24 protein-coding genes are annotated in these 21,928 nt (G+C 37.2%); 6 read left to right on the top strand and 18 right to left on the bottom strand.

Features of this window, described 5'->3' with window-relative positions:
- Positions 1-148 precede the first annotated feature (148 nt).
- Genes rsmI through lnt form a run of 3 tightly spaced genes read left to right on the top strand, consistent with a single transcriptional unit; the run spans position 149 to position 3,172 of the window.
- Entirely contained in the window at positions 149-862 is a 714-nt protein-coding gene (gene rsmI / locus ABDJ41_RS02585) for a 16S rRNA (cytidine(1402)-2'-O)-methyltransferase (protein ID WP_349784179.1), read from the top strand.
- 33 nt (positions 863-895) lie between these two features.
- Positions 896-1,540, top strand: coding sequence for a PH domain-containing protein (locus ABDJ41_RS02580; RefSeq protein WP_349784178.1), 645 nt, complete (start codon positions 896-898; stop codon positions 1,538-1,540).
- A 9-nt stretch (positions 1,541-1,549) separates the two neighbouring features.
- Positions 1,550-3,172 (top strand): apolipoprotein N-acyltransferase, encoded by a 1,623-nt coding sequence (lnt, locus tag ABDJ41_RS02575; protein ID WP_349784177.1) that lies wholly within the window; start codon positions 1,550-1,552, stop codon positions 3,170-3,172.
- A gap of 28 nt (positions 3,173-3,200) precedes the next feature.
- On the opposite strand, the gene ABDJ41_RS02570 is transcribed toward lnt, so the two are convergent.
- Both ABDJ41_RS02570 and ABDJ41_RS02565 read right to left on the bottom strand, forming a co-directional pair.
- Positions 3,201-4,841, bottom strand: coding sequence for an NAD+ synthase (locus tag ABDJ41_RS02570; protein ID WP_349784176.1), 1,641 nt, complete (start codon positions 4,839-4,841; stop codon positions 3,201-3,203).
- Between the two features lie 34 nt (positions 4,842-4,875).
- Positions 4,876-5,550, bottom strand: a complete 675-nt coding sequence (locus ABDJ41_RS02565) for a porin family protein (RefSeq protein WP_349784175.1) — start codon at positions 5,548-5,550, stop codon at positions 4,876-4,878.
- Positions 5,551-5,609: 59 nt separating this feature from the next.
- Here ABDJ41_RS02565 and gldB point away from each other — a divergent pair, with 59 nt between their 5' ends.
- Both gldB and ABDJ41_RS02555 read left to right on the top strand, forming a co-directional pair.
- Positions 5,610-6,641 (top strand): gliding motility lipoprotein GldB, encoded by a 1,032-nt coding sequence (gldB, locus tag ABDJ41_RS02560; RefSeq protein WP_349784174.1) that lies wholly within the window; start codon positions 5,610-5,612, stop codon positions 6,639-6,641.
- Between the two features lie 17 nt (positions 6,642-6,658).
- Positions 6,659-7,423 carry a patatin-like phospholipase family protein gene (locus ABDJ41_RS02555; protein ID WP_349784173.1) on the top strand — a complete coding sequence of 255 codons (765 nt, stop codon included), beginning with the start codon at positions 6,659-6,661 and terminating at the stop codon, positions 7,421-7,423.
- Here the strand turns inward: ABDJ41_RS02555 and ABDJ41_RS02550 are convergent.
- From ABDJ41_RS02550 to ABDJ41_RS02520, 7 genes are read right to left on the bottom strand one after another with little or no spacing between them, the layout of a single operon-like run.
- Positions 7,412-8,134, bottom strand: coding sequence for a 2-phosphosulfolactate phosphatase (locus tag ABDJ41_RS02550; RefSeq protein ID WP_349784172.1), 723 nt, complete (start codon positions 8,132-8,134; stop codon positions 7,412-7,414). The two genes, ABDJ41_RS02555 and ABDJ41_RS02550, sit on opposite strands and share 12 nt — an antisense overlap.
- A gap of 41 nt (positions 8,135-8,175) precedes the next feature.
- Positions 8,176-9,255 (bottom strand): glycine cleavage system aminomethyltransferase GcvT, encoded by a 1,080-nt coding sequence (gcvT, locus tag ABDJ41_RS02545; protein WP_349784171.1) that lies wholly within the window; start codon positions 9,253-9,255, stop codon positions 8,176-8,178.
- Between the two features lie 41 nt (positions 9,256-9,296).
- Positions 9,297-10,499, bottom strand: coding sequence for a glycosyltransferase family 4 protein (locus ABDJ41_RS02540; RefSeq protein WP_349784170.1), 1,203 nt, complete (start codon positions 10,497-10,499; stop codon positions 9,297-9,299).
- 17 nt (positions 10,500-10,516) lie between these two features.
- Positions 10,517-11,128, bottom strand: a complete 612-nt coding sequence (gene rnhB, locus ABDJ41_RS02535) for a ribonuclease HII (protein ID WP_349784169.1) — start codon at positions 11,126-11,128, stop codon at positions 10,517-10,519.
- 27 nt (positions 11,129-11,155) lie between these two features.
- Entirely contained in the window at positions 11,156-12,241 is a 1,086-nt protein-coding gene (locus ABDJ41_RS02530; protein WP_349784168.1) for an ABC transporter permease, read from the bottom strand.
- Entirely contained in the window at positions 12,241-13,377 is a 1,137-nt protein-coding gene (locus ABDJ41_RS02525) for a glycosyltransferase family 2 protein (RefSeq protein ID WP_349784167.1), read from the bottom strand. Before ABDJ41_RS02525 ends, ABDJ41_RS02530 begins: the two co-directional genes overlap by 1 nt.
- Entirely contained in the window at positions 13,355-14,332 is a 978-nt protein-coding gene (locus ABDJ41_RS02520; protein ID WP_502930326.1) for a hypothetical protein, read from the bottom strand. The genes ABDJ41_RS02525 and ABDJ41_RS02520 overlap by 23 nt, the downstream gene beginning before the upstream one ends.
- 43 nt (positions 14,333-14,375) lie before the next feature.
- Here ABDJ41_RS02520 and ruvC point away from each other — a divergent pair, with 43 nt between their 5' ends.
- Positions 14,376-14,939, top strand: coding sequence for a crossover junction endodeoxyribonuclease RuvC (gene ruvC, locus ABDJ41_RS02515; protein WP_349784165.1), 564 nt, complete (start codon positions 14,376-14,378; stop codon positions 14,937-14,939).
- Positions 14,940-14,959: 20 nt separating this feature from the next.
- Here ruvC and ABDJ41_RS02510 read toward each other — a convergent pair whose 3' ends face one another.
- The 9 genes from ABDJ41_RS02510 to ABDJ41_RS02470 form a co-directional block, all read right to left on the bottom strand.
- Positions 14,960-15,814: a DUF4349 domain-containing protein gene (locus ABDJ41_RS02510; RefSeq protein WP_349784164.1), complete on the bottom strand. Its 855-nt coding sequence runs from the start codon at positions 15,812-15,814 to the stop codon at positions 14,960-14,962.
- Positions 15,815-16,062: 248 nt separating this feature from the next.
- On the bottom strand, positions 16,063-16,278 hold the full coding sequence (locus tag ABDJ41_RS02505; RefSeq protein ID WP_349784163.1) for a hypothetical protein: 216 nt from the start codon (positions 16,276-16,278) through the stop codon (positions 16,063-16,065).
- 146 nt (positions 16,279-16,424) lie between these two features.
- Complete coding sequence (gene atpG / locus ABDJ41_RS02500) at positions 16,425-17,309, bottom strand: ATP synthase F1 subunit gamma (protein WP_349784162.1); 885 nt, start codon at positions 17,307-17,309, stop codon at positions 16,425-16,427.
- A gap of 27 nt (positions 17,310-17,336) precedes the next feature.
- On the bottom strand, positions 17,337-18,911 hold the full coding sequence (atpA, locus tag ABDJ41_RS02495; protein WP_349784161.1) for a F0F1 ATP synthase subunit alpha: 1,575 nt from the start codon (positions 18,909-18,911) through the stop codon (positions 17,337-17,339).
- Positions 18,912-18,985: 74 nt separating this feature from the next.
- Positions 18,986-19,534, bottom strand: a complete 549-nt coding sequence (atpH, locus tag ABDJ41_RS02490; protein WP_349784160.1) for an ATP synthase F1 subunit delta — start codon at positions 19,532-19,534, stop codon at positions 18,986-18,988.
- Between the two features lie 34 nt (positions 19,535-19,568).
- Positions 19,569-20,063, bottom strand: coding sequence for a F0F1 ATP synthase subunit B (locus ABDJ41_RS02485; protein WP_349784159.1), 495 nt, complete (start codon positions 20,061-20,063; stop codon positions 19,569-19,571).
- A 77-nt stretch (positions 20,064-20,140) separates the two neighbouring features.
- Positions 20,141-20,350, bottom strand: coding sequence for an ATP synthase F0 subunit C (gene atpE, locus ABDJ41_RS02480; protein ID WP_062551197.1), 210 nt, complete (start codon positions 20,348-20,350; stop codon positions 20,141-20,143).
- A gap of 41 nt (positions 20,351-20,391) precedes the next feature.
- Complete coding sequence (gene atpB / locus ABDJ41_RS02475; protein WP_349784158.1) at positions 20,392-21,522, bottom strand: F0F1 ATP synthase subunit A; 1,131 nt, start codon at positions 21,520-21,522, stop codon at positions 20,392-20,394.
- Between the two features lie 17 nt (positions 21,523-21,539).
- The gene (locus ABDJ41_RS02470; protein ID WP_349784157.1) at positions 21,540-21,926 is read right to left on the bottom strand and encodes a hypothetical protein; all 387 of its coding nucleotides are present in this window, start codon (positions 21,924-21,926) and stop codon (positions 21,540-21,542) included.
- Positions 21,927-21,928 lie beyond the last annotated feature (2 nt).

Here is a 21,928-nt window from a genome sequence, read left to right as displayed (position 1 = left end):
CCGTTTTTTATAAGGAGATTGACACAAGTATATTTAGTTATCTATATATGCTCGAAAACCTTATCCAGTTGTGGTTTCTGCATTAATTAGTAAATTTGGGGGCATTGCATGAGCAATCCAGCTTCATAAATTGTAAAATAAAGTACAAATGGGTAAACTTTTTCTTGTTCCTACACCAATTGGCAATCTGGAAGATATGACTTTCAGGGCTATAAGGATTTTAAAAGAAGCGGATGTGATTCTTGCGGAAGATACACGTACCAGTGCTCCTTTATTAAAGCATTTTGGAATAGATAAAAAAGCTTATTCACATCATCAGCACAATGAGCACCAGGCGACAACTGAAATTATCCGTTTATTAAAAGAGGGTAAAAACGTTGCTTTAATTTCAGATGCCGGAACTCCTGCAATATCCGATCCCGGCTTTTTCCTGGTAAGGGAAAGCTTAAAGAACGGTCTTGAAGTAGAGTGCTTACCCGGGGCCACCGCATTTGTACCCGCCTTGGTAAACTCTGGCTTACCTTGTGATGCTTTCGTATTCGAAGGATTTTTACCAGTAAAAAAAGGAAGACAAACCCGTTTAAAAAAACTGACAACTGAAGAAAGGACAATGATCTTTTATGAAAGTCCGCATCGTCTACTTAAAACACTCGAAGAATTTGCACAATATATGGGGGCTGAAAGACAAGCCTCTGTCAGCAGAGAATTAACCAAACTTTACGAAGAGACGGTAAGAGGTACTTTAACAGAAATTAAATCACATTTTGAAAACAATATATTAAAGGGAGAATTTGTAATTTGTGTTGCCGGAGCAGAAGAGGAAGTAAAGAAGAAAAACAAATATAAAAACGACGAGGAATAACCTCTAAAGACATACATTACCATAAGAAACATCATGAATTTAATAGATAGATTTTTAAGTGACGAACAAGATCCTAAAGCCGTTGAAAAGGTATTGGGTAAGCTAAATGATATGCTCACTGCAAACGAGGAACTGATTTATATGGCGGTACAAAAAAAACCTGCTGTAAACCTGCTTCCTGATTGCATTGCTGTAAGTAACAAACGTATTTTTTATTGTGAGCCAGGCAACTTTGGTATCACCATGAACTTTAAAGATATTTCGTGGAAAAGTGTTAAAGAAGTTTCTTTTAAAGAGGAAATATTTGGTTCTAAATTCATCTGCGTTCCTTTACATGGTGAAAATATTATCACTGAGTATATTCCGAAAGTTCAAGCACGCAAGTTGTACCAGGCAGCATACGAGCAATTGGAAGACTATAAAGAGCAACAAAGACAAGCTGAACTCGAAGAAAGACGTTCAACTACCTCTCCGGTTACTGTAAATACAGTTCCATCAGAGCCTGCTGAAGAACCTGTCGCTTTGTTTTCAGCTCCTCCTGCTGAACCTATTCATGTTGAAGAACCTGAAGATGAAACGACATTAAAGTTGAGGAAGTTAAAAAGTCTGTACGACAAACACCTGATTACACAAGAGGAATATGAAGCGAAAAAAGCAGACATTTTAGACAGCTTATAAACAGCAAAAATGAACTTTAAAAGTACTGCCCCGCTGGCCCTGCTAAGCGCATTTATAATGTGGCTGGCCTGGCCACCAATTCCCTATACCACTCCATTATTATTAGTTGGATTGGTACCTTTACTTATTGGACTTGACAGGATCATCCTTAAAAATGAAGGTAAAACTGGCGAACAGATTTTCTTTACCGCCGGACTGACCTTTTTACTTTGGAATACAGCTTCTATTTATTGGGTATATAATGCCATCAGCGCTGTAAACAACCCTGTAGTCTCTGCATTTGTATCGCTTATTCCTTTTGGTTTGGGTGCATTGCTAATGACATTTGCTTTCTGGATGTATTACCAATTACAAAAGGTAAGCAATAAGAAAGTTGCTTATGCCGGACTGGTTTCCTTTTATGTGGCGATGGAATATCTGCACCAAAGCTGGGATCTCGCATTTCCATGGATGACCTTGGGGAACGGATTATCGGGCATGCACCAATTGGCACAATGGTATGAATATACTGGTATATATGGTGGTTCCGTTTGGATATTACTTAGCAATATACTTGCTTTTGAAGCCTATAAACAATTCAGATCTGGTGCTAATGGATATTTAAAATTCAGGCCTGTTCTTTTATGGGCACTATTTATCATACTTCCTATAGCGCTATCTTTAACCAAATATTACCAATATCAGGAAAAGTCTGTCCCTGTAAATGTAGTTACGGTACAACCAAACATTGATCCCTATCAGAAATTCGGAAGCCTTTCTGCTGCCGAACAATTAGATATACTAACACAGCTTTCCGATTCTGTTGCACAACCTAACACAGAATACTTTATCTGGCCTGAAACAGCCATTCCTGAAAGGGTAAATGAAGATCAGATCAGAAGTAACTCTGATTTTAAAATTGCCCAGAACTTTTTAGAAAAATATAAAAATGGAACGCTTATAACTGGTATCGAAAGTTATAAGTTTTACTCAGATCAACAAACATTATCGGCCAAGAAGTACGACAACGGCATTTATGTTGATGCCTTTAACGCTGCCGTTCAAATAGAAAACTCTGCTAATGTACAGTTTTATCATAAATCAAAACTAGTTCCTGGTGTAGAAAAAATGCCATTCCCGACCGCATTATCTATCCTGAATCCCTTATTTGAGGGTTTTGGAGGTACAGTCGGTGGGTATGGATGGCAAAAAGAATCAGGCGTATTTTTCGCCTATAGCGGCATCGGGGTGGCTCCTGTAATTTGCTATGAATCTTTATGGGGGGAGTGGATTGGAAATGCAGTTAAAAATGGAGCTCAATTCATCGCAATCATCACCAATGACGGTTGGTGGGGCAATACCTCAGGAAAAGATCAACATCTCTTATACGCAAAATTACGTGCTATTGAAAGCCGCCGTTATGTAGTACGTTCTGCAAACACAGGGATATCTTGTTTCATAAATCAAAAGGGAGATGTAATTAAACAAGCAGGCTGGTGGACCAGAACTGCCTTAAAAGCAGACATCAATCTGAATGATGAACTAACTGTGTATGTAAAAACAGGTGATATTATTGCAAAACTGTTATGTGTTATAGCACTAATATTAGCTGCGATTATTCCGATTAGAAAATTGGTTAAAAAAACTGCATAAGCCGTTTTATGAGTTAAAACTCATGCAGCTACGACAAATATTTCCCTACAATAGGCATTCTGCGCCCCATGCCAAATGCTTTTGGTGATACTCGCAGTATTGGCGGGGTTTGATAACGCTTGAACTCCGCTGTATTTACCATTTTAATTATCCGTCTGACTAAAGCCTCCTCATATCCTTGAGCTATAATAGCTGATGAACTTTTCTTCAATTCGATATATTGAAAAAGTATTTTATCCAGCGTATCATAATCAGGTAGGGAATCAGAATCTTTCTGATCCGGCCTAAGCTCAGCTGATGGCGGCTTCACAATTGTATTCATTGGAATTACAACACCGTCTTTATTGATAAACTGTGCCAGTTCGTATACCTGAGTTTTATAAACATCACCAAGAACACCAATAGCACCACACATATCTCCATATAAAGTGCCATAGCCTACTGCACATTCACTTTTATTTGAAGTGTTCAATAAGATATACCCGAATTTGTTAGACATCGCCATCACAATTACGCCACGACATCTTGCCTGAATATTTTCTTCAGTAAGGTTAAATGGAAGACCTGTAAAAACCGGAGCCATAACCTTATCAAAGGCATCAGCAACATCCTTTATAGGAATAATTTCATGCTTACATCCAAGATTCTCTGCCAGTTCCAAAGCATCCTGAACAGAATGATCAGAAGAATATTTAGAAGGCATCAATACTCCCATTACATTCTCGGGGCCTAAAGCACGACAAGCTAAAGCACATACTATTGCAGAATCAATACCGCCAGATAAACCTAAAACAGCCTTTGTAAAACCTGATTTCACAAAATAGTCTTTGATACCTAACACTAATGCCTCGTAGATCTGCTCAATATCTGGTACAGTCTGTTGTTGAATTGGCTCAAGCCCTTGAATTTTATTATCCTCAAAATCATAGATACGCATGTCCTCAATAAAATAAGGCATTTCATCAATCATGTTTCCTTTAGCGTCAAAAGCCATCGAGCCTCCGTCAAATATGATTTCTGTTTGCGCTCCTATCTGATTTACATATAATAAGGGCAAATTGTATTGTTTAGCATTCGCAGAAAGAACAACAGCACGTGTTTCATCATGGATATAAGAAAAAGGAGAAGCAGCAATATTAATCATTAGCTTAGGTTTCTGTCTGGCTAATTCGTCCATTGGACAAGAAACATAAAGCGGATTATTATTGATATTCCATAAATCTTCGCAAATGGTAACAGCTATTTTAATCCCTTTAAAGTCTATACACTCAAAGTTTTTTCCAGGTTCAAAATAACGATACTCATCAAACACATCATAATTGGGCAACAGCGCTTTTTTTACAATCCGCTTTAACTGCCCATCTTCAATAAAATAAGCCGCATTATATAAATCCTTACCAGCAAGAGCTTCGTTTTTAACGGGTAAACCTACTATACAGGCAATTCCTTTACAATGTGAGGCAATCTGATAAGCCGCCTTTTCACACAGCTCAATAAACTCATCAAACTCCAGAAAATCCCGTGGAGGATAACCACATATAGCAAGCTCAGCAAAAACAATCAGGTCAACTCCTTTGTCCTTTGCCTGTTCAATGCTCTCGATGATTTTATTGGTGTTATATTCAAAATTACCAATGTGATAATTGAGTTGTGCTAATGCTATTTTCATTTTTTAATGCGGTAAGATTATCGAAGTTTTGTTCTTAAAAGAAAACGCCAAAGTTAAGACCAATATAATGATTCCTTACTTTGCGGTCACTATCACTTGCAATGTCAGTAAAACCATTATTCAAGGTTAAACCTGTTGTTATACTTGTGTTTCCAGAAACATCAAATTCACCTCCCACACCTAAAATCAATCCTGCTCTGTAAAAGTTAGTCTGCTTAGAAATTCCTTTATTTTCTATTATTACTTTGCTTCCGCTTCCTGATTCAGATGCATTTTGTTTGGCGCCTATATTAAATCCATTAGATAAACCAAACTGTCCATACCACTTGACCTCACCAATTTTATCTGTTTTCAATTTCAAAGTAAGTGGAATTTCAATATACTGAAGCTTATACTTAAGATCATAAGCAATTTGTGAACCTGAACCATCATAGTAAGGTTTTACATTCACTTCAGTACTCTTACCATTGATTGTTGTAATGGTTAATCCTGTCGCAAAAGCATAGTTCTCAGCAAAATTAAAGTCGGCAAGTAAGCCATATGAAAAACCCAATGCCACACTATTTGTTTTACCTGTTTCTGGTTTTATCCAGCCTATTGTTGGGTGCGCTGTTAAACCTAATCTGAAATCATATTCTGGAAGTGACCGCTGAGCAAAAAGCTGACTTGTGAAAAATAAACAGAATAAGCCTATAATTGTTCTTTTCATTACTTGTTTTTATATTAAGGTGCTATAGCATGAATAAACTTCGTTTATATTTGTTCATCATGAACTACTATAACGTTAAATTCAGCCAAAGCTATCTATTTTTTCTGTTTATATTAACTTTTCTTTCCTGTAAACAGACTACTAAACCTGATGTAAGCAAAATAAAGCTGGACATAAAGATCGAACGTTTTGACAAGGATCTGTACAATAACAAAGCAAAAAATCTTAAAGAAGCAGACTTAACCCTACAAAAAAAGTATGGTAACTTTTATGATGATTATATGCATAAAATGGTAGGTAACTATGAATACAGCAATGAAGAAATTCTGTCGACCTTATTTAATGATCAAGCCTATGAAGATTTGAATCAGGAAAAGGAAAAAGCCTTTCCCAACCTTGCTCCTATTGAAAAGGAATTGACTCAATCATTTAAGTATATCAAGTATTATTACCCCAAAGCAAACGTTCCCCGCTTTATTTCCTTCATTTCTGGATTTGCAGTACAAACACCTATTGGTAATGACTATATGGGTATTGGTCTCGATATGTTTTTAGGAAAAGATAGTAAGTTCTATCCAGCAATTGTTGAAAGTGTCCCAGTATATCTATCCAAACGCTTTGCACCACAATACATCGTCCCGAGAGTAACAGAAACCTATGCCAGAGAAGAGCTTTTTACTGAACGTGATGAAGACCGTACTCTACTTGCAAAAATGATTCATAATGGTAAAATTCTGTATTTTATGGATCAGGTACTGGCTGATGAAGTACCAGACTCCGTTAAAATAGGTTATACAGAAAAACAGCTTAAATGGTGCCAGACCTATGAAGGCAATATATGGGGTTATTACCTGGAAAATGATTTGTTGTTCCAGACAGATTACCAGAAAATACAGGTTTTAATAAGTGAAGGTCCATTTACTCCGGGGCTGGGTGAAAAAAATGAATCTGCTCCAAAGCTGGGAATATGGACCGGTTGGCAGATTGTTAGAAAATACATGAAAGAAAATCCATCTGTAACCTTACAACAATTGATGGCTGAGAAAGACCCGCAAAAAATATTGCAGGCCTCTAAATACAAGCCAAAGTAATCTGACGTTATAAACATATGGCAAAAGTTGGAATCGTATTAGCAGGGGGAGGCATCCGGGGTATTGCACATTTGGGTGTATTAAAAGCCTTTACTAATGCAGGAATAACCTTTAGTCATGTAACAGGCACCAGTGCCGGCTCTATTGCAGGCGCATTATATGCCGCAGGTATCGACCCGGAAGATGCGCTGAATATTTTTCTGAAAACTAAATTATTACGTTTTTTAAGACCCACCCTTGGTTTAGGATTGCTCAATTTTGAAAATACAGCAGAACTATTGAAATCCTATTTACCGCAGAATATTGAAGATTTAAAAGTCCCACTTACCATTGCAGCTACCAATTTTAGTGAGGGGAAACTTGTTTACTTCAATAAAGGCCCACTCATCAGGGCAGTACAAGCCTCTAGCTGCGTCCCTGGCATTTTTAAGCCTATAATGATCGATAAAAAAATGTATGTTGATGGTGGTTTATTGAATAATTTCCCGGTAGAACCACTTCTTAAGGATTGTGACTTCATCATCGGTTCGTCCTGCAATCACTTAAACCCGGTTGATAAGATCACAAATATTACCGCTTTGCTTACCCGGGCAGCATTAATGTCGATCAATAAAGACATGGAAGAAAAAACAAGCCTGTGTGATATACTGATAGAGCCAAAAGGCATGGGTAGCATTAATATTTTTGATACTGCCAAGGCAGAAACCATTTACTGGCTAGCCTACGAAGAGACTCTTAAAACGATAAAAAACAATGAAAGGTTTAGTGAATTAAGCCTTTAAAGCTATTAATGTATCTCCAATCAATACAGGAATCGTCTCGCAGATATTACGCTGTAAACAGAACTTCACATCTTCCTCAATATTAAGCTGAGCAAGGCGATGACTGTGTGAAGATTTATGTAAGTAGGTTCTCAGATCATCCTTAGCCAACAGGTAAATATCTTCTGCAACTACGCAAGAATCATCAAAATGTGTAAAGTCCTTACGCAATTCATTTACAACAGCACCAGCAAAAAGGGTGTCTTCAAGATTAAATTTATCTTTCCATCCGGCACAAAGTAATAAAACATTCTTTTCCTGAACTTTAAGCCACTTACACAATGCATTCAAATTAAGGAATGAACCAATTACAACCTGGTAAGCTTCTTCGCGTGCCATGTGCATAGCTTTAGTACCGTTAGTTGTAGTTAATACGATCGTCCGTCCTTTAACCCTCTCACTAGTATAAGAAAATGGAGAATTGCCAAAATCATAGCCTTCAACAACTTCTCCATTTCTCTCTGCAGCCAATAAAAATCCTTTGTCTGCATAATTTATACAATCTTCTACATGTGCAACCGGTATAATCGCCTCAGCTCCGTTGTCAATACCATACACTATAGACGATGTTGCCCTTAAAATATCAATAACAACAACAATACTATTACTAGTATCATATAAATTCAATAGTGCGGGCGTTAAACAAACTTCTATGCTTTTTTGATCAGGCATCGGCTGGGTAATACAGAGATTTAAAATACGGTTATTTAGAATTATTTATAAAAAGGGAATTTAACAACTTTAGCTTTAATCTGGTTATTGCGGATATTGATAAAAATTTCCGTTCCCTCTTTAGCTAATGCTTTATCAATATACCCCATCCCAATTGCTTTTTGTAGAGATGGCGACTGGGTACCAGAAGTAACGTTACCCACTACTTCACCTTCAGCATTTACAATTTCGTAACCATGACGAGGAATTCCTCTGTCAACCATTTCAAAACCAATAAGCTTACGTATTACGCCAACCTCTTTCTCAGCCTGCAAAGCTTCAGAATTGGTGAAGGCCTTAGAAAATTTGGTAATCCACCCTAAGCCCGCAGAGATTGGTGAAGTTGTATCATCAATATCATTACCATATAAGCAGAAGCCCATTTCCAGACGTAAGGTATCTCTGGCTCCTAAACCAATAGGTTTAATGTTAAATGGTTTACCAGCTTCGAAAATAGCATCCCAGATTTCTTCAGCATGTTTATTTTCAAAATAAACCTCAAAACCACCAGCTCCAGTATATCCTGTGGCCGAAATCAACACATTATCAACACCAGCAAATTTTGCTTTTGCAAAGTTGTAATACTCCATTGAAGCCAGATCTACATCAGTTAAACTTTGTAAAGCTTCAGCAGCTTTTGGCCCTTGGATGGCAAACAAAGAAGTCTTATCTGAAATATTATGCATTTCAACACCTTTGGTATTGAACTTCTGAATCCAGTTCCAGTCTTTCTCAATGTTAGAGGCATTTACAACCAACATATAAGTTAACTCGTCTATACGATAAACTAGTAAATCATCGACAATTCCACCGTTTTCATTTGGCAGGCAAGAATATTGAATCTTGCCATCATATAATTTTGATGCATCATTACTGCATACACGTTGAATTAAATCTAATGCGTTTTCACCTTTTAAAATGAACTCGCCCATGTGACTAACATCAAAAACACCTACACCATTCCTTACTGTAGCGTGCTCTGCATTTATGCCTTCGTATTGTACAGGCATATTGTATCCGGCAAAAGGCACCATTTTGGCACCCAATGAAATGTGTTTCTCAGTTAACGGGGTATTCTTCATACAGTTTAATATAAATAAAAGCGCCGCAAAGGTATATAAATTTAGGCACTAATTAATTTTTGATAGACTTTCAACATTCTTTCTGAAATAACATTCACATCGTGATCCTTTTCAACTGTTTTACGGGCATTATCTCCGATTTCACGCCACTTTTTAGGATTAGTGATGCATTGCAGAATAGACCTATAAAATTCATCGGCAGTATTGGCAATAAGAATATCCTTACCATGTTGGTATTTAATTCCCTCCGCGGCCATACTTGTGGCAATAATACACTTACGCATGGCCATTCCCTCTATAATTTTAACACGCATTCCGCTTGCAGAAAGAAGAGGCACAATCATGATAGATTTAGAGTTTATAAACTCTACAGCATCAAATATTTCTCCTTCCACTACCAGGTTTTCGGATTCATATTCATAAAACTCCCTGGGCATATTCTTGCCGGCAATATAAAATCTTAGCTCACTGTTTAGTTTTTCAATGTCTGGCCAGATCTCATCCAGAAACCATTCAAGCCCCTCTTTATTTGGTCGCCAATCCATAGCCCCCAAATGAAATAATGTAGGAAACCCTACCGAAGAGTGGTCCGTTACATATTGATCAAAATCTATAGCTACCGGAAAAACATCAAGAGGTACTTCACAACCAAATTGCACTATATGTTGTCTGTCACGTTCGCTAATAGCAAAGACCTGATGAAACCTATTAATCTGTTCAGTTTCATAATGTTTTAACCGACGGGCAAGAAATTGAAGATACTTTCTTCTTGGTGTAAACTGTTCCCTCATTGCAATACGTTCCCAGACATCGAATTCGATATTATGTGCACGATAAATCACCTTGGCTTGACTATTTGCTTTTACCACATCCAGATAAGGCACAACAAACAAGCCCTCAAACTGGATAATATCAAATACATTTTCCTTTAAAATATCTTCCAGCTGACGCTCAGCATCCTCATTAAAAAATCTGGAAACATTATATGATTCATTAGAAAAAATATTGGTGAGTGCATCCCATACGTTTACTTCAATATCAATACTATGAGAGTGGAATTCAATCTGCTCAAAAACAGGGTCATAAATATCATCCACATCAATTCTGTGTTTACTGGTATTGATGCTAAACAAGGTAATTTCTACTCCAAGTTTTAGCAGCCCCTTAATGGTATTGTAAACCACTATGGGATAACCACTATTGGGTGGGAAAGGGACTCTATTTGTGAGGATAAGTGCTTTCAACAACGTGAAAATACGAATTATCCGTCTATTTCAGAAAACAAGGCAAGTTGAGGTGCACTAACAGTAAAAGTTTTACGATGATATGGCGATAAACCATGTGTCAATGCAGCAGTTCTGTGCACCGTTGTAGGATACCCCTTATTCTGATGCCATTGATAATAAGGATATTCATCAGAGATCCGCTCCATAAATTCATCCCTGTGGGTCTTAGCTAAAATAGATGCGGCAGCAATATTTAAATATTTACCATCTCCTTTAACAACGCAAGTATGAGGAATATCTCGATATTTCTTGAATCTGTTTCCATCGATACTTAGATATTGAGGTTGCACTTTTAGCTTTTCTATAGCTCTGTGCATTGCCAAAAAAGAAGCATTAAGAATATTGATCTGATCAATTTCTATGTTATCCACTTCAGCCACAGCCCAGGCAATTGCTTCTCTTTCTATAATTACCCTAAGCTCCTTACGTTGTTTATGATTGAGTTTCTTGGAGTCATTCAACTCTCCGGCAATAAAATCTGCAGGTAAAATTACCGCCGCTGCAAATACGGGGCCGGCTAAACAACCTCTACCCGCTTCATCACATCCGGCTTCTATAAATTCTTGCTGATAACAGTTTAATAACATAGCGACCAAAGTTAATAAATCCGTAAACTAAACCGATATATTCTGAGATTTTACATCAAATGCATCTCTTAGGCCAATAGCCAATAAGTTAAAAGCATAAACAGTTAACATAATAGCCAATCCGGGTAACAGCGCCAGGTAAGCTGCGTCCATAATAATATAAGCATAATGCTCCTTAATCATTGTTCCCCAACTAGGCATAGGAGGTTGTGCACCAAAACCAAGGAAACTTAAGCCTGTTTCTAACAAAATCGCAGCTGCAAAGTTAGCCGAAGCAACTACAAGTATTGGCCCCGCCATATTCGGTAAAATATGTCTGATAATAATTCTTGGTGTAGAAAAACCCAATGCCTTGGCAGCTTCAACAAATTCCACTTCTTTAAGACTCATTACCTGCCCGCGAACCAATCTTGACACATCCACCCAGGTAGATAGTCCAACGGCAATAAAAATCTGCCAGAAGCCCTTACCTAATGCAAAAGATATAGCAATAACCAATAATAAAGAAGGCAAAGACCAGATTACATTCATAAACCAGCTGATTGCACCATCCGTTTTGCCTCCAAAATAACCTGCCATGGCACCCAGGCTGACGCCAATAAAAAGAGAAATCAGTACGGCCATTAGTCCTACAGAAAGCGAGACCCTGATCCCCAATACCAAACGGCTTAGCAAATCGCGTCCATAGGTATCTGTACCTAACCAAAAAGTTTGCTGATATTGCTGCTTACCCGAAAGCAATGGAAATTCAGATTCTTCGGCTTGCTCATCATCACCAATATATTCCCTTGCATAAACTTTACCATTTGCAATCCGATATGAAGTAATGGGGATGCTCTTAAAATCAGCATCTTGTCCATACAACATACGCTCAAAGAAGCTTACCTCTTTAACATTTTTTCTACTGATCACTAAAAAATTGAAAGTCCTGCCTGGTTTCTTATTGCTCAATTGTAGATGCATGGTATTGGCCATCGGTGTTTTATCGGGAATAATCAGATAGCCTAGGATCCCCATAAAGAATAGTAATACGATAAATAACAATCCCCCGAAAGCCATTTTGTTCCGCTTAAATTGCTTCCATACTTTTGCCGAAGGGTTATTAACTTCCATTATTTTACCATTCTATCTTTCCAATTATACTTCCCGCTATTCCCTGCAATACCAATGTATACGATATACAAGATATGCATCAGATTCAATACAGGCAACATCATCAAAAGATTCTTTCTTTTGGCAAATGCAGTAACATCATACAGAAAAATAAATTCAACCACCATTTTAGCCAATAGCTGAACCAGAGCTAACTTAAAATAAAAGCCATTAAAAATACCCACTCCCAAATTCACCAATATACTCAGATTAAACAACCAGATACATACTCCAAGTACAATAATAGATTTATTTTTATATCTCGTACTTTTAGATGCCCAGCGTTTGCGTTGCTGTATAAATCCCTTTAAAGTAGCTTTAGGATGAGTGTACACCACTGCATCCTCATTCTTTAAAAAGCCAATCCCATTTTCAAACCTGGCTGCCATTTTATGTAATAACAATTCATCATCACCTGAAGCAAGATCATCTATACCTCTAAAGCCACCTACCTCATAGAAGGCATCCCGCTCATAAGCCAGATTTGCTCCATTACAGGTAGAAGGCTTTTTATTCCCAATTGTAGATGCTCCTAAGCCTATTAAATACAAAAACTCTAATGTTTGTGCCCGTTCAAAAAAGCTTTTTTCTTCAAAATAAGCTACCGGAGATGAAATCATTTTATAATTGTACTCTTCATAAAAACTTACAATCGTGCTTAACCAGTCTGGTCCCATACGACAATCAGCATCAGTAGTCACAATCAGTGATCCTGAAGCTGCAGCAATGGCTGTTTGAATTGCTTTTTTCTTGTAAGAATTTAATGGCTGATCTTCATTTAGCTGGATCAGCTTTACACCCGAAGATGCATAAGAACGGATAATAGCTGCAGTATCATCTGTAGAGTGGTCATCGATAAAAACAAGTTCTGTCAGTTCCTTATGATAACGTTGAGCAATCAGATCCTCTATAGTCTTAGCAATGTTTTTAGCTTCATTACGCGCAGCAATAAGCACAGATACTTTTGTCGTTAAAACCTTGGTTCTAGGCAAATAGTAAACCAATTTATGCCAACCTCGTATAAAGGCTATCACAACAAACAGGTATAAAACTGTTAGGATTAAAGAGATGTAACTAATTACGCTGAATACTTCCAAAAAAATTAAGTTTAAACACAAAGTAGGATCCTAATATAGCAGGAATTATAATATTTATAAGCCATATGCTTGCAGTACATGCAATAACAGCTACCTCGTGACTGGTTACAAAGCTAAAAAAATAAGCGGCTGTTACACTCCTCACTCCTATATCAAAAAGATCTAGGGAAGGTAACGTTGATTGCACAAAAAATAAGATACTAACCATCATTAGAATATCCAGATGATTAATTTCAGGGATCAGCCAAAAGAAAAGAATGAAATACTGTGAGCTGAAAACAATATAGCGTGCCAGACAAAACAATAGAATACTGAGTAATTCGCGCTTACTATACCGAGCTAAAATACTATAGAACTTCTTATATTTTCGAGTAAAACGTATAGATAATAAAATACCGTTTAGCCATTTAATGTTAAAATAAAACACAATAAAAAAGACACAAAACATTGCAGACAAAGCAAGCAGTGCATAATATAACCTGTAATCAAGTGGAACAAAGCGGTAAATAAATATGCTCAGGGCTATTGCTCCAAAAACATTCGTCAGTACCATTTGACCAATATTACCTACTGCCATGGCTACCACACCAATAATCCGTCTCTTTGGAGAAAGAAAAAACACCCGGCCACCATACTCTCCTATACGATTGGGTGTAAATACGGCCCATGTTAATCCGCAAAAGACAGACTCTACAGACCTCCATAAAGTAATGCTTTCTACCCTGGAAATAAGCCTTTTCCACTTTACAGCTTCAAGGCCCCAGTTAAAAAGCATCAATAAAAAAACCAATCCCATCACCAAAACAATCTCCCATTGCGGAATTTGCTCCAATAGGTTACGGAACTCCTTTAAATTCTCATTGGAGGATAGCTTCTTATAAACAAACCAAAATGCAAAGATTACAATTGTGGTTTTAAGAATATATGATAGTATTTTTTTATATCCGGATGTCAAACTTTTTACTTTTACTCTGTGCAAATATGCTTAATATTGTTTTATGTTGGCTGAAAAAAAGGAAAGGGTGATCATGGGTATAGATCCAGGAACCTCAATTATGGGTTATGGGATTATACTTGAGAAAGGGAATAAAATTGAATTGATCACACTGGGGATTGTAAGAATGGACCATTTGGATGATCATTTCTTAAAGCTACAGCGTATTTTCGAAAAGACGGTAAAATTAATTGATGAGTATAAACCAGATACTCTGGCGCTGGAAGCTCCCTTTTACGGGAAAAATATTCAGGTGATGTTAAAGTTGGGGCGTGCCCAGGGTGTTGCCATGGCAGCTGCCCTATCGAGAAATATACCTGTGAATGAATATGCTCCTAGAAAGATCAAGCAATCCATTACAGGCAACGGCAGCGCCGGAAAAGAACAAGTGGCAGCCATGTTGCAACGTCTGTTAAATTTTAAAGAAACTCCAGAGTTTTTAGACGCTACCGACGGGCTTGCAGTTGCAGTTTGTCATTCCTTTCAGAAAATCCCCACCGGAGGTAAAGGGAAAACCTACTCCGGATGGGAATCTTTTGTGAGCGATAACAAAAAGAGATTGAGATAATCTGTTTTGCTATTTCTGAGTTATACCAACAGTTTTTTCTTCTGTTGCCTTTTAAAATAACGATATCCAAAATATGCGCCAGCAATCAGTAAAAGTATAGACCACATATTGAACAGAAGTAAAATGAATTCTTTAAAAATAAACCAGCCATTTTGCAGGTTAATAACCAGACGTTGAAAGAATGGAGGATGATAATCTGATAGATTGTCATTTCCAACTATAATTCGTTTCACTGTATGATCCTGATAAAAATTAAGGGTCACATCGCTGTACTGAACTCTACTGTCAATAGACATATTTCTTACCTTCTTATCTACATATTCATCTTTCATAGCAAGCTGTTGTTTCACATTCTTCTGAACCGTAGCGAGTTCTTTCTTTGCTTTTTCCATTGAAGCTGTGGCTTCTGCTCTGTTGATACTTTTTAGCTCATTTACAAGATAGTCCAGACTCTGGTCATCAAACTTCATCGACTGATGGTCAACAAACACGGCCATTCTTGCTATTTTATTTGTGAAATCATCTAACTTCTCCGATGGCACTTTAGCTAAAATCATTCCTTCAGTACGATAAGCAGTAAGTTCCAATAAAGAGTCCGCACTATATTTCACTTTTTCCGTATTCTGTATATTGCTGCTGATAGCCACTTCAGCGATGGTGCCACCTTCGGCCTTTAAAACAACAGAAAGCTTTTCCTTCGTATCCTGAACATCCTTTACCCTAAATTTCATATCAGCGGTTTTAATGATCTTCGCCTCCATTACAGCTTCACCATTTTCAATTTTTTCAATGGCCTCAGCCGAAGATTCCTTCTCCATATTACTGCAGCCGAAAGCCGTTATCGCGAATACGCAATAAATAAAATATTTTTTCATCTAATTAAGTTTTGTTTTTTATTGGTCAGCTAGAGCCTTTGATGATTAAGCTAATTATTGCCCCGGGTACTTTATAATTAATTTAGTCATATCTGATTTCTCGCTTTAAAGATTGTACGTTTACAATTAATACTCAATCGTTAGAAAAGTAACCTAAGGAAAAAGGCATCACATAAATATTACAAAAAAAACGTCCCTGCTGGCCAAAACCAACAGGGACGTTTTCTTTATTTGGGAAGACGAACTACTTAAGCGTCTAATATTTTAAATACGCCTTTACAAGCGATTACAGATCCAATTGTTAAGATTGCCCATGATACGATTGATAAAGTTGTCGAGTCAGCAGCAAAGCGTAAATAAACGCCTAAAATACCGATTAGAATTCCTACGACCATCAATTTATAAATTGAAGGATCGTTAGCTCTTTTCATGCTTTCCGTATTGTGTTTTATGTTCTGTTCCATACGATTTCTATTTATGCCACAAAAATAGGATTAATTACCTATAAATCAACATTACATTCAATTATTTAAATTATCAGTTAGAGATAAAACAAAACGAGGGTATTCATAAATATGAATACCCTCGTTTATTATCTTTATCAAGCTAATTAGCCATTCAATGCTGCAGCACCACTTACAATCTCTGTAAGCTCTGTAGTAATTGCTGCCTGACGTGCCTGATTGTAAGAAAGCTTTAATGCTTTTAATAAATCACCTGCATTTTCAGTTGCTTTATCCATTGAAGTCATACGTGCACCGTGCTCAGATGCATGAGAATCTAATACCGCTTTATACAATTGAATTTTAATCGATTTAGGAATCAATTGCTCAACGATTTGTTCCTGAGAAGGCTCAAGTATGTAATCGATATTAGAAGCTTTCACCACTGTTGCCTCAGGCTCTGCTTTTGGCAAAGGTAACAATTGTTCAGTAGTTAAAATCTGAACAGCTGCATTCTTAAATCTGTTATAAACCAATTCCACTTTATCAAACTCGCCCTTTTCAAAGCCAGCCATAATTGCATCAGTAATCTTAGTTACATTCTCAAAAGTAAGGGCCGAATATACATCGTTATTATTACCAATAACATTGTAATTACGTTTCTCATAAAAATCCTGAGACTTTTTACCGATGGCTACAATGCTTACATTACCTTTTTTGTATTGCTCACTGTATTTCTCGGCAATTAAATTGTTGGTAGTTTTAATCACGTTCATATTGAACGCACCGGCTAAACCGCGGTTAGAAGAAACTACTACAATTAAAACCTTATTAGGTTCACGTTCCTGGATAAAAGGTGAGGATGATCCTTCTAAGCTACCTGAAAGATTTCCCAGGATCTCTTTCAGCTTAGTAGCATAAGGACGTAATTGTATAATAGCATTAGTAGCACGCTTCAATTTAGCAGCCGAAACCATTTTCATGGCTTTGGTAATCTGCTGTGTTGACTGCACAGATGCTATACGAATTCTTACTTCTTTTAAATTAGCCATTCTTTGTTAATGTTCAGTATGGGGTAATTAGTATTTACTTGAAAGCTCTTTTGCTACAGTTTCCAATACACCTGTAATTGTATCATCTAACTTACCAGCTTTTAAGGCTGCTAAAGTATCGGGATGACGTAATTCCAACTGTTGTAAATATTCTGCTTCGAACTGTCTAACCTTATCTACAGGGACAGAACGCATTAAATTTTTAGTACCGATATAAATGATCGCAACCTGTTTCTCAACAGTCATTGGAGAGAATTGTCCTTGTTTAAGGATTTCAACGTTACGAGCACCTTTATCTAATACTGATTTTGTTGCTGCATCAAGGTCAGAACCGAATTTAGAGAATGCCTCTAACTCACGATATTGAGCCTGATCTAACTTCAAAGTACCAGCAACCTTTTTCATTGATTTAATCTGTGCGTTACCACCAACACGTGATACCGAGATACCCACGTTAATAGCCGGACGGATACCAGAGTTAAACAAGTTAGACTCTAAGAAGATCTGACCATCAGTAATCGAAATTACGTTTGTTGGAATGTATGCAGATACGTCACCAGCCTGAGTTTCGATAATTGGAAGAGCAGTTAATGAACCACCACCTTTAACGATACCTTTAATAGACTCTGGAAGATCATTCATATCACGAGCAATCTCATCATTTGAGTTGATCTTAGCAGCACGCTCTAATAAACGACTGTGTAGGTAAAACACGTCACCTGGATAAGCCTCACGACCCGGTGGACGACGAAGTAATAGAGAAACCTCACGGTAAGCCACAGCTTGTTTAGATAAATCATCATAAACGATCAATGCTGGTCTTCCAGTATCACGGAAAAACTCACCGATAGCAGCACCAGAGAATGGAGCATAGAACTGAAGCGGAGCAGGCTCAGCTGCAGAAGCTGCAACAACTACAGTATATGGCATAGCACCGTTTTCCTCTAAGGTACGAACGATGTTAGCTACTGTACTTGCTTTTTGCCCACAAGCTACATATATACAAAATACAGGATTACCTGCCTCATAAAATTCTTTTTGGTTAATAATGGTGTCGATACAAACCGCAGTTTTACCAATCTGACGGTCACCGATAACCAACTCACGCTGGCCACGGCCGATTGGAATCATTCCGTCGATCGCTTTAATACCTGTTTGTAACGGCTCAGTAACTGGCTGACGATAGATTACACCAGGAGCTTTACGCTCTATAGGCATTTCATAAGTTTCACCAATGATTGGTCCTTTACCATCAATTGGCTCACCCAATGTGTTTACAACACGGCCTAACATACCTTCACCAACTTTGATAGAGGCGATTTTCTTAGTACGTTTAATTGTATCACCTTCTTTGATTTCGTCTGATGGGCCTAACAATACCACACCAACATTATCTTCTTCAAGGTTTAAAACAATTCCTTGCAAGCCTGTTTCGAATTCAACTAATTCTCCTGATTGAACTTTAGTTAAACCATAAACACGGGCAATACCATCGCCCACCTGCAATACGGTACCAACTTCTTCAAGTTCTGCTTCTGATTTGAAGCCCGCCAATTGTTGCCTGATAATTGCCGATACTTCGTCTGGTCTTACCTCTACCATAATTTTATATTATTTCTTTTGTAAATTCAGTAATTATTATCTGTTATTTCGCTCTATGTCAATTTAGCTTTCGCTTAAACTATCCCTTGAGCAAATTCCTTTTTTAGTTTGCTTAAACCGCTGGCGATACTTGCATCAAACTGCTTATCTCCAACTTTAAGTATAAAGCCTCCAATTAATTTTTCGCTAACTTTCTCTTTAATCACAACCTGATTAGCTCCAATTTCTTTTTTCACTATAGCTTCAATCTCAGCTCTATTTTCTGCCGTAAGTTCAGTAGCCGAAGTAACTTCAGCTAAGACTATACCTTTAATTGCATTGTATTGAGCGACAAAAGATTTTGCTGTATCGAATAGAATTGCAGAGCGGCCTTTGTTTACCATTAGCTTAAAGAAAGCATTGGTAACTTCGTTTACCTTAGGTCCAAATACATTTTCCAGAATTCCTGCTTTTTTATTCAAAGGAACAATGGGATTTTTAAGGATAGCCTCAAGTTCAGGACTCTTATCAATCACCTGCGCTAAAAATACCATATCGCTTTTAATTTCTTCCAAAGCATTACGCTCTATTGAAAGATCAATTAGTGATTTGGCGTATCTCGATGCTGCTTTATTTTCTGACATTTTTTCCGTTATATCTAGTTAAATAAACTATCAATTAGTTTAATTCAACATCTTTTAAAAGGTTAGCCACTAAATCTTCCTGTTTAGCTTTATCCTGAAGCTGATTACGTAATACACGCTCAGCAATATCCAGAGATAAAGTTGAAACCTGATTTTTCAATTCAGCTAATGCTGCTTTCTTTTGATTTTCGATTTCAATCTTAGCTTTCTCAATTAGCTTTGCACCTTCATTATGAGCCTGAGTTTTAGCCTCATTAACGATACTATCTTTAAGTGTTTTTGCTTCTTTCAAAATCAAATCGCGCTCAGCACGTGCTTCTTTCATCAGCTCATCATTCTGAGCAGTTAAACGAGCCATTTCTTGTTTGGCTAATTCAGCTTTATTTAAAGCATCATCAATACTCTGTTCACGCTCTTTGATTGAAGCCAATACAGGTTTCCATGCAAATTTCGCCAATAAGAACATTAACAATAAAAATGCAATTGATTGATAGATAACTAAGCCAAATTCAGGTAGTAATAAGTCCATTTAAGTATATATTATATTTTTTTATTCTTTTTTAACAAAAAAATGTACCGGATATTAAACCCGGTACAAATTCAATTCTAGCCATTACCCATTAGGGCAACTACCACTGCGAAAAGCGCAACAGCCTCAACGAAGGCAGCAGCGATTAACATTGCAGTTTGGATTTTTGATGCAGCTTCTGGCTGACGAGCAATCCCGTCCATAGCTGAACCACCAATGCGTCCGATACCTAGACCAGCGCCAATCGCAGCTAATCCTGCACCAATTGCAGCAATACTTCCTGTAATCATGATTTTATATATTAATTGTTGTTAAAAAATAATTCTTATTAGTGGTGTTCTTCAATTGCCATTCCGATAAACAGGGCAGACAAGATTGTAAATATAAATGCCTGGATAAATGCAACCAATAACTCGATCGCACCAATGAATACCGCAAATGCAATAGAAACAGGAGCTATATATATACTGTTAAATACAAACACAAGGCAGATTAATGACAACACCAAAATGTGTCCTGCAGTAATGTTAGCAAACAAACGAATCATTAGAGCGATTGGTTTGGTAAAAATACCAAACAACTCAACCGGAACCATAACAACGTACATCCACCATGGTACATCTGGCAAAAAGATGTGTTTCCAGTAATATTTATTGCCGTTAAATACAGTGATTAAAAATGTCGCTAAAGCGAGAATCATAGTCACCGCAATATTACCTGTTAAGTTTGCTCCTCCTGGTAAAAATGGAACCAGACCTAACATATTGTTAAACCAAATAAAGAAAAACACAGTTAATAAATATGGCATGAAACGCTCATATTTATGACCAAGATTCGGCTTAGCGATATCATCACGAACAAATAAGATAACAGGCTCCAACCATGACTGCAATCCTTTTGGCGACTTACCTTTACGTTTTTTGTAACCAGAAGCAACATTTAAGAAGACAACCAGTAAAACAACAACAGATAAAAGCAAAGTACAAACGTTCTTAGTTAAAGACAAATCCAAAGGACGTGCATTTAAGGCATGATGTTTTTCATCCATATCTACATACTGCCCATGTGCATTAGCAACATCAGATGCATAATAGATTTTCTCATGGAATTTAACAAAACGTTGTCCATTACGTTCCACTACGACTCTAGCTTCATCATCGTGATTAAAATCCCCTGAACTAAAGTTCACCAGACCATCTTTTGTGTACAATATTACAGGAAGATTGATGTACACATCACCTATAACATGCCAGCTATGAGAATCGGCAATGTGGTGCAATGCAAATTTGCCGATATCAAACTTCTTCTCAGCCTTAGTCTCGGCATGAGTACTTTCTGTTGTTTGTAAACTATCAACCTGAGCAAAAGCTGCAGATGGAGCGGTAAAAAACGCTAAAAAAAGCGCAAAAACAACAATTAACCTATTAACTTTAACTTCAAAAACGTGGCTACAATCCATTTAGTCGCAGATTTTTACTATTTATTTTGGTGGCGCAAGTTACGTAACAAAGAGTATATTTCAAAGAAGCTGAACAATAAATATAAAGAAAAAAAATTCAGCACGAAAACCATCCCCTTTTCTTTAGCGTTTAAGCTGTAAATCAGTACAAAAGCCATAGAAAAAATCATCTTCAATGCGATTGACCCCATAATAGCCATTATGCCTACTTCAGGATTCCTTTTTATTCCGAGATCTGCCACAACATAAGCAATAAATGTAATACCCGCCAAAAATCCAAATACTATCCAGAACTTGCTGGTCAGAATAGTAACATCAGGAAAAATAATGGTTAGTAAATAAGCTATGACACCAAGAACGGCTGTATACAGCAAATAAGAAAATGTAAATCTTGCTAAACTCAAAT

It is taken from the genome of Pedobacter sp. ASV1-7, assembly GCF_040203335.1.
Taxonomy (GTDB): domain Bacteria; phylum Bacteroidota; class Bacteroidia; order Sphingobacteriales; family Sphingobacteriaceae; genus Pedobacter.
The sequence above is the reverse complement of the archived record's forward strand: the minus strand, read 5'-3'. Positions and strand labels throughout refer to the sequence as shown.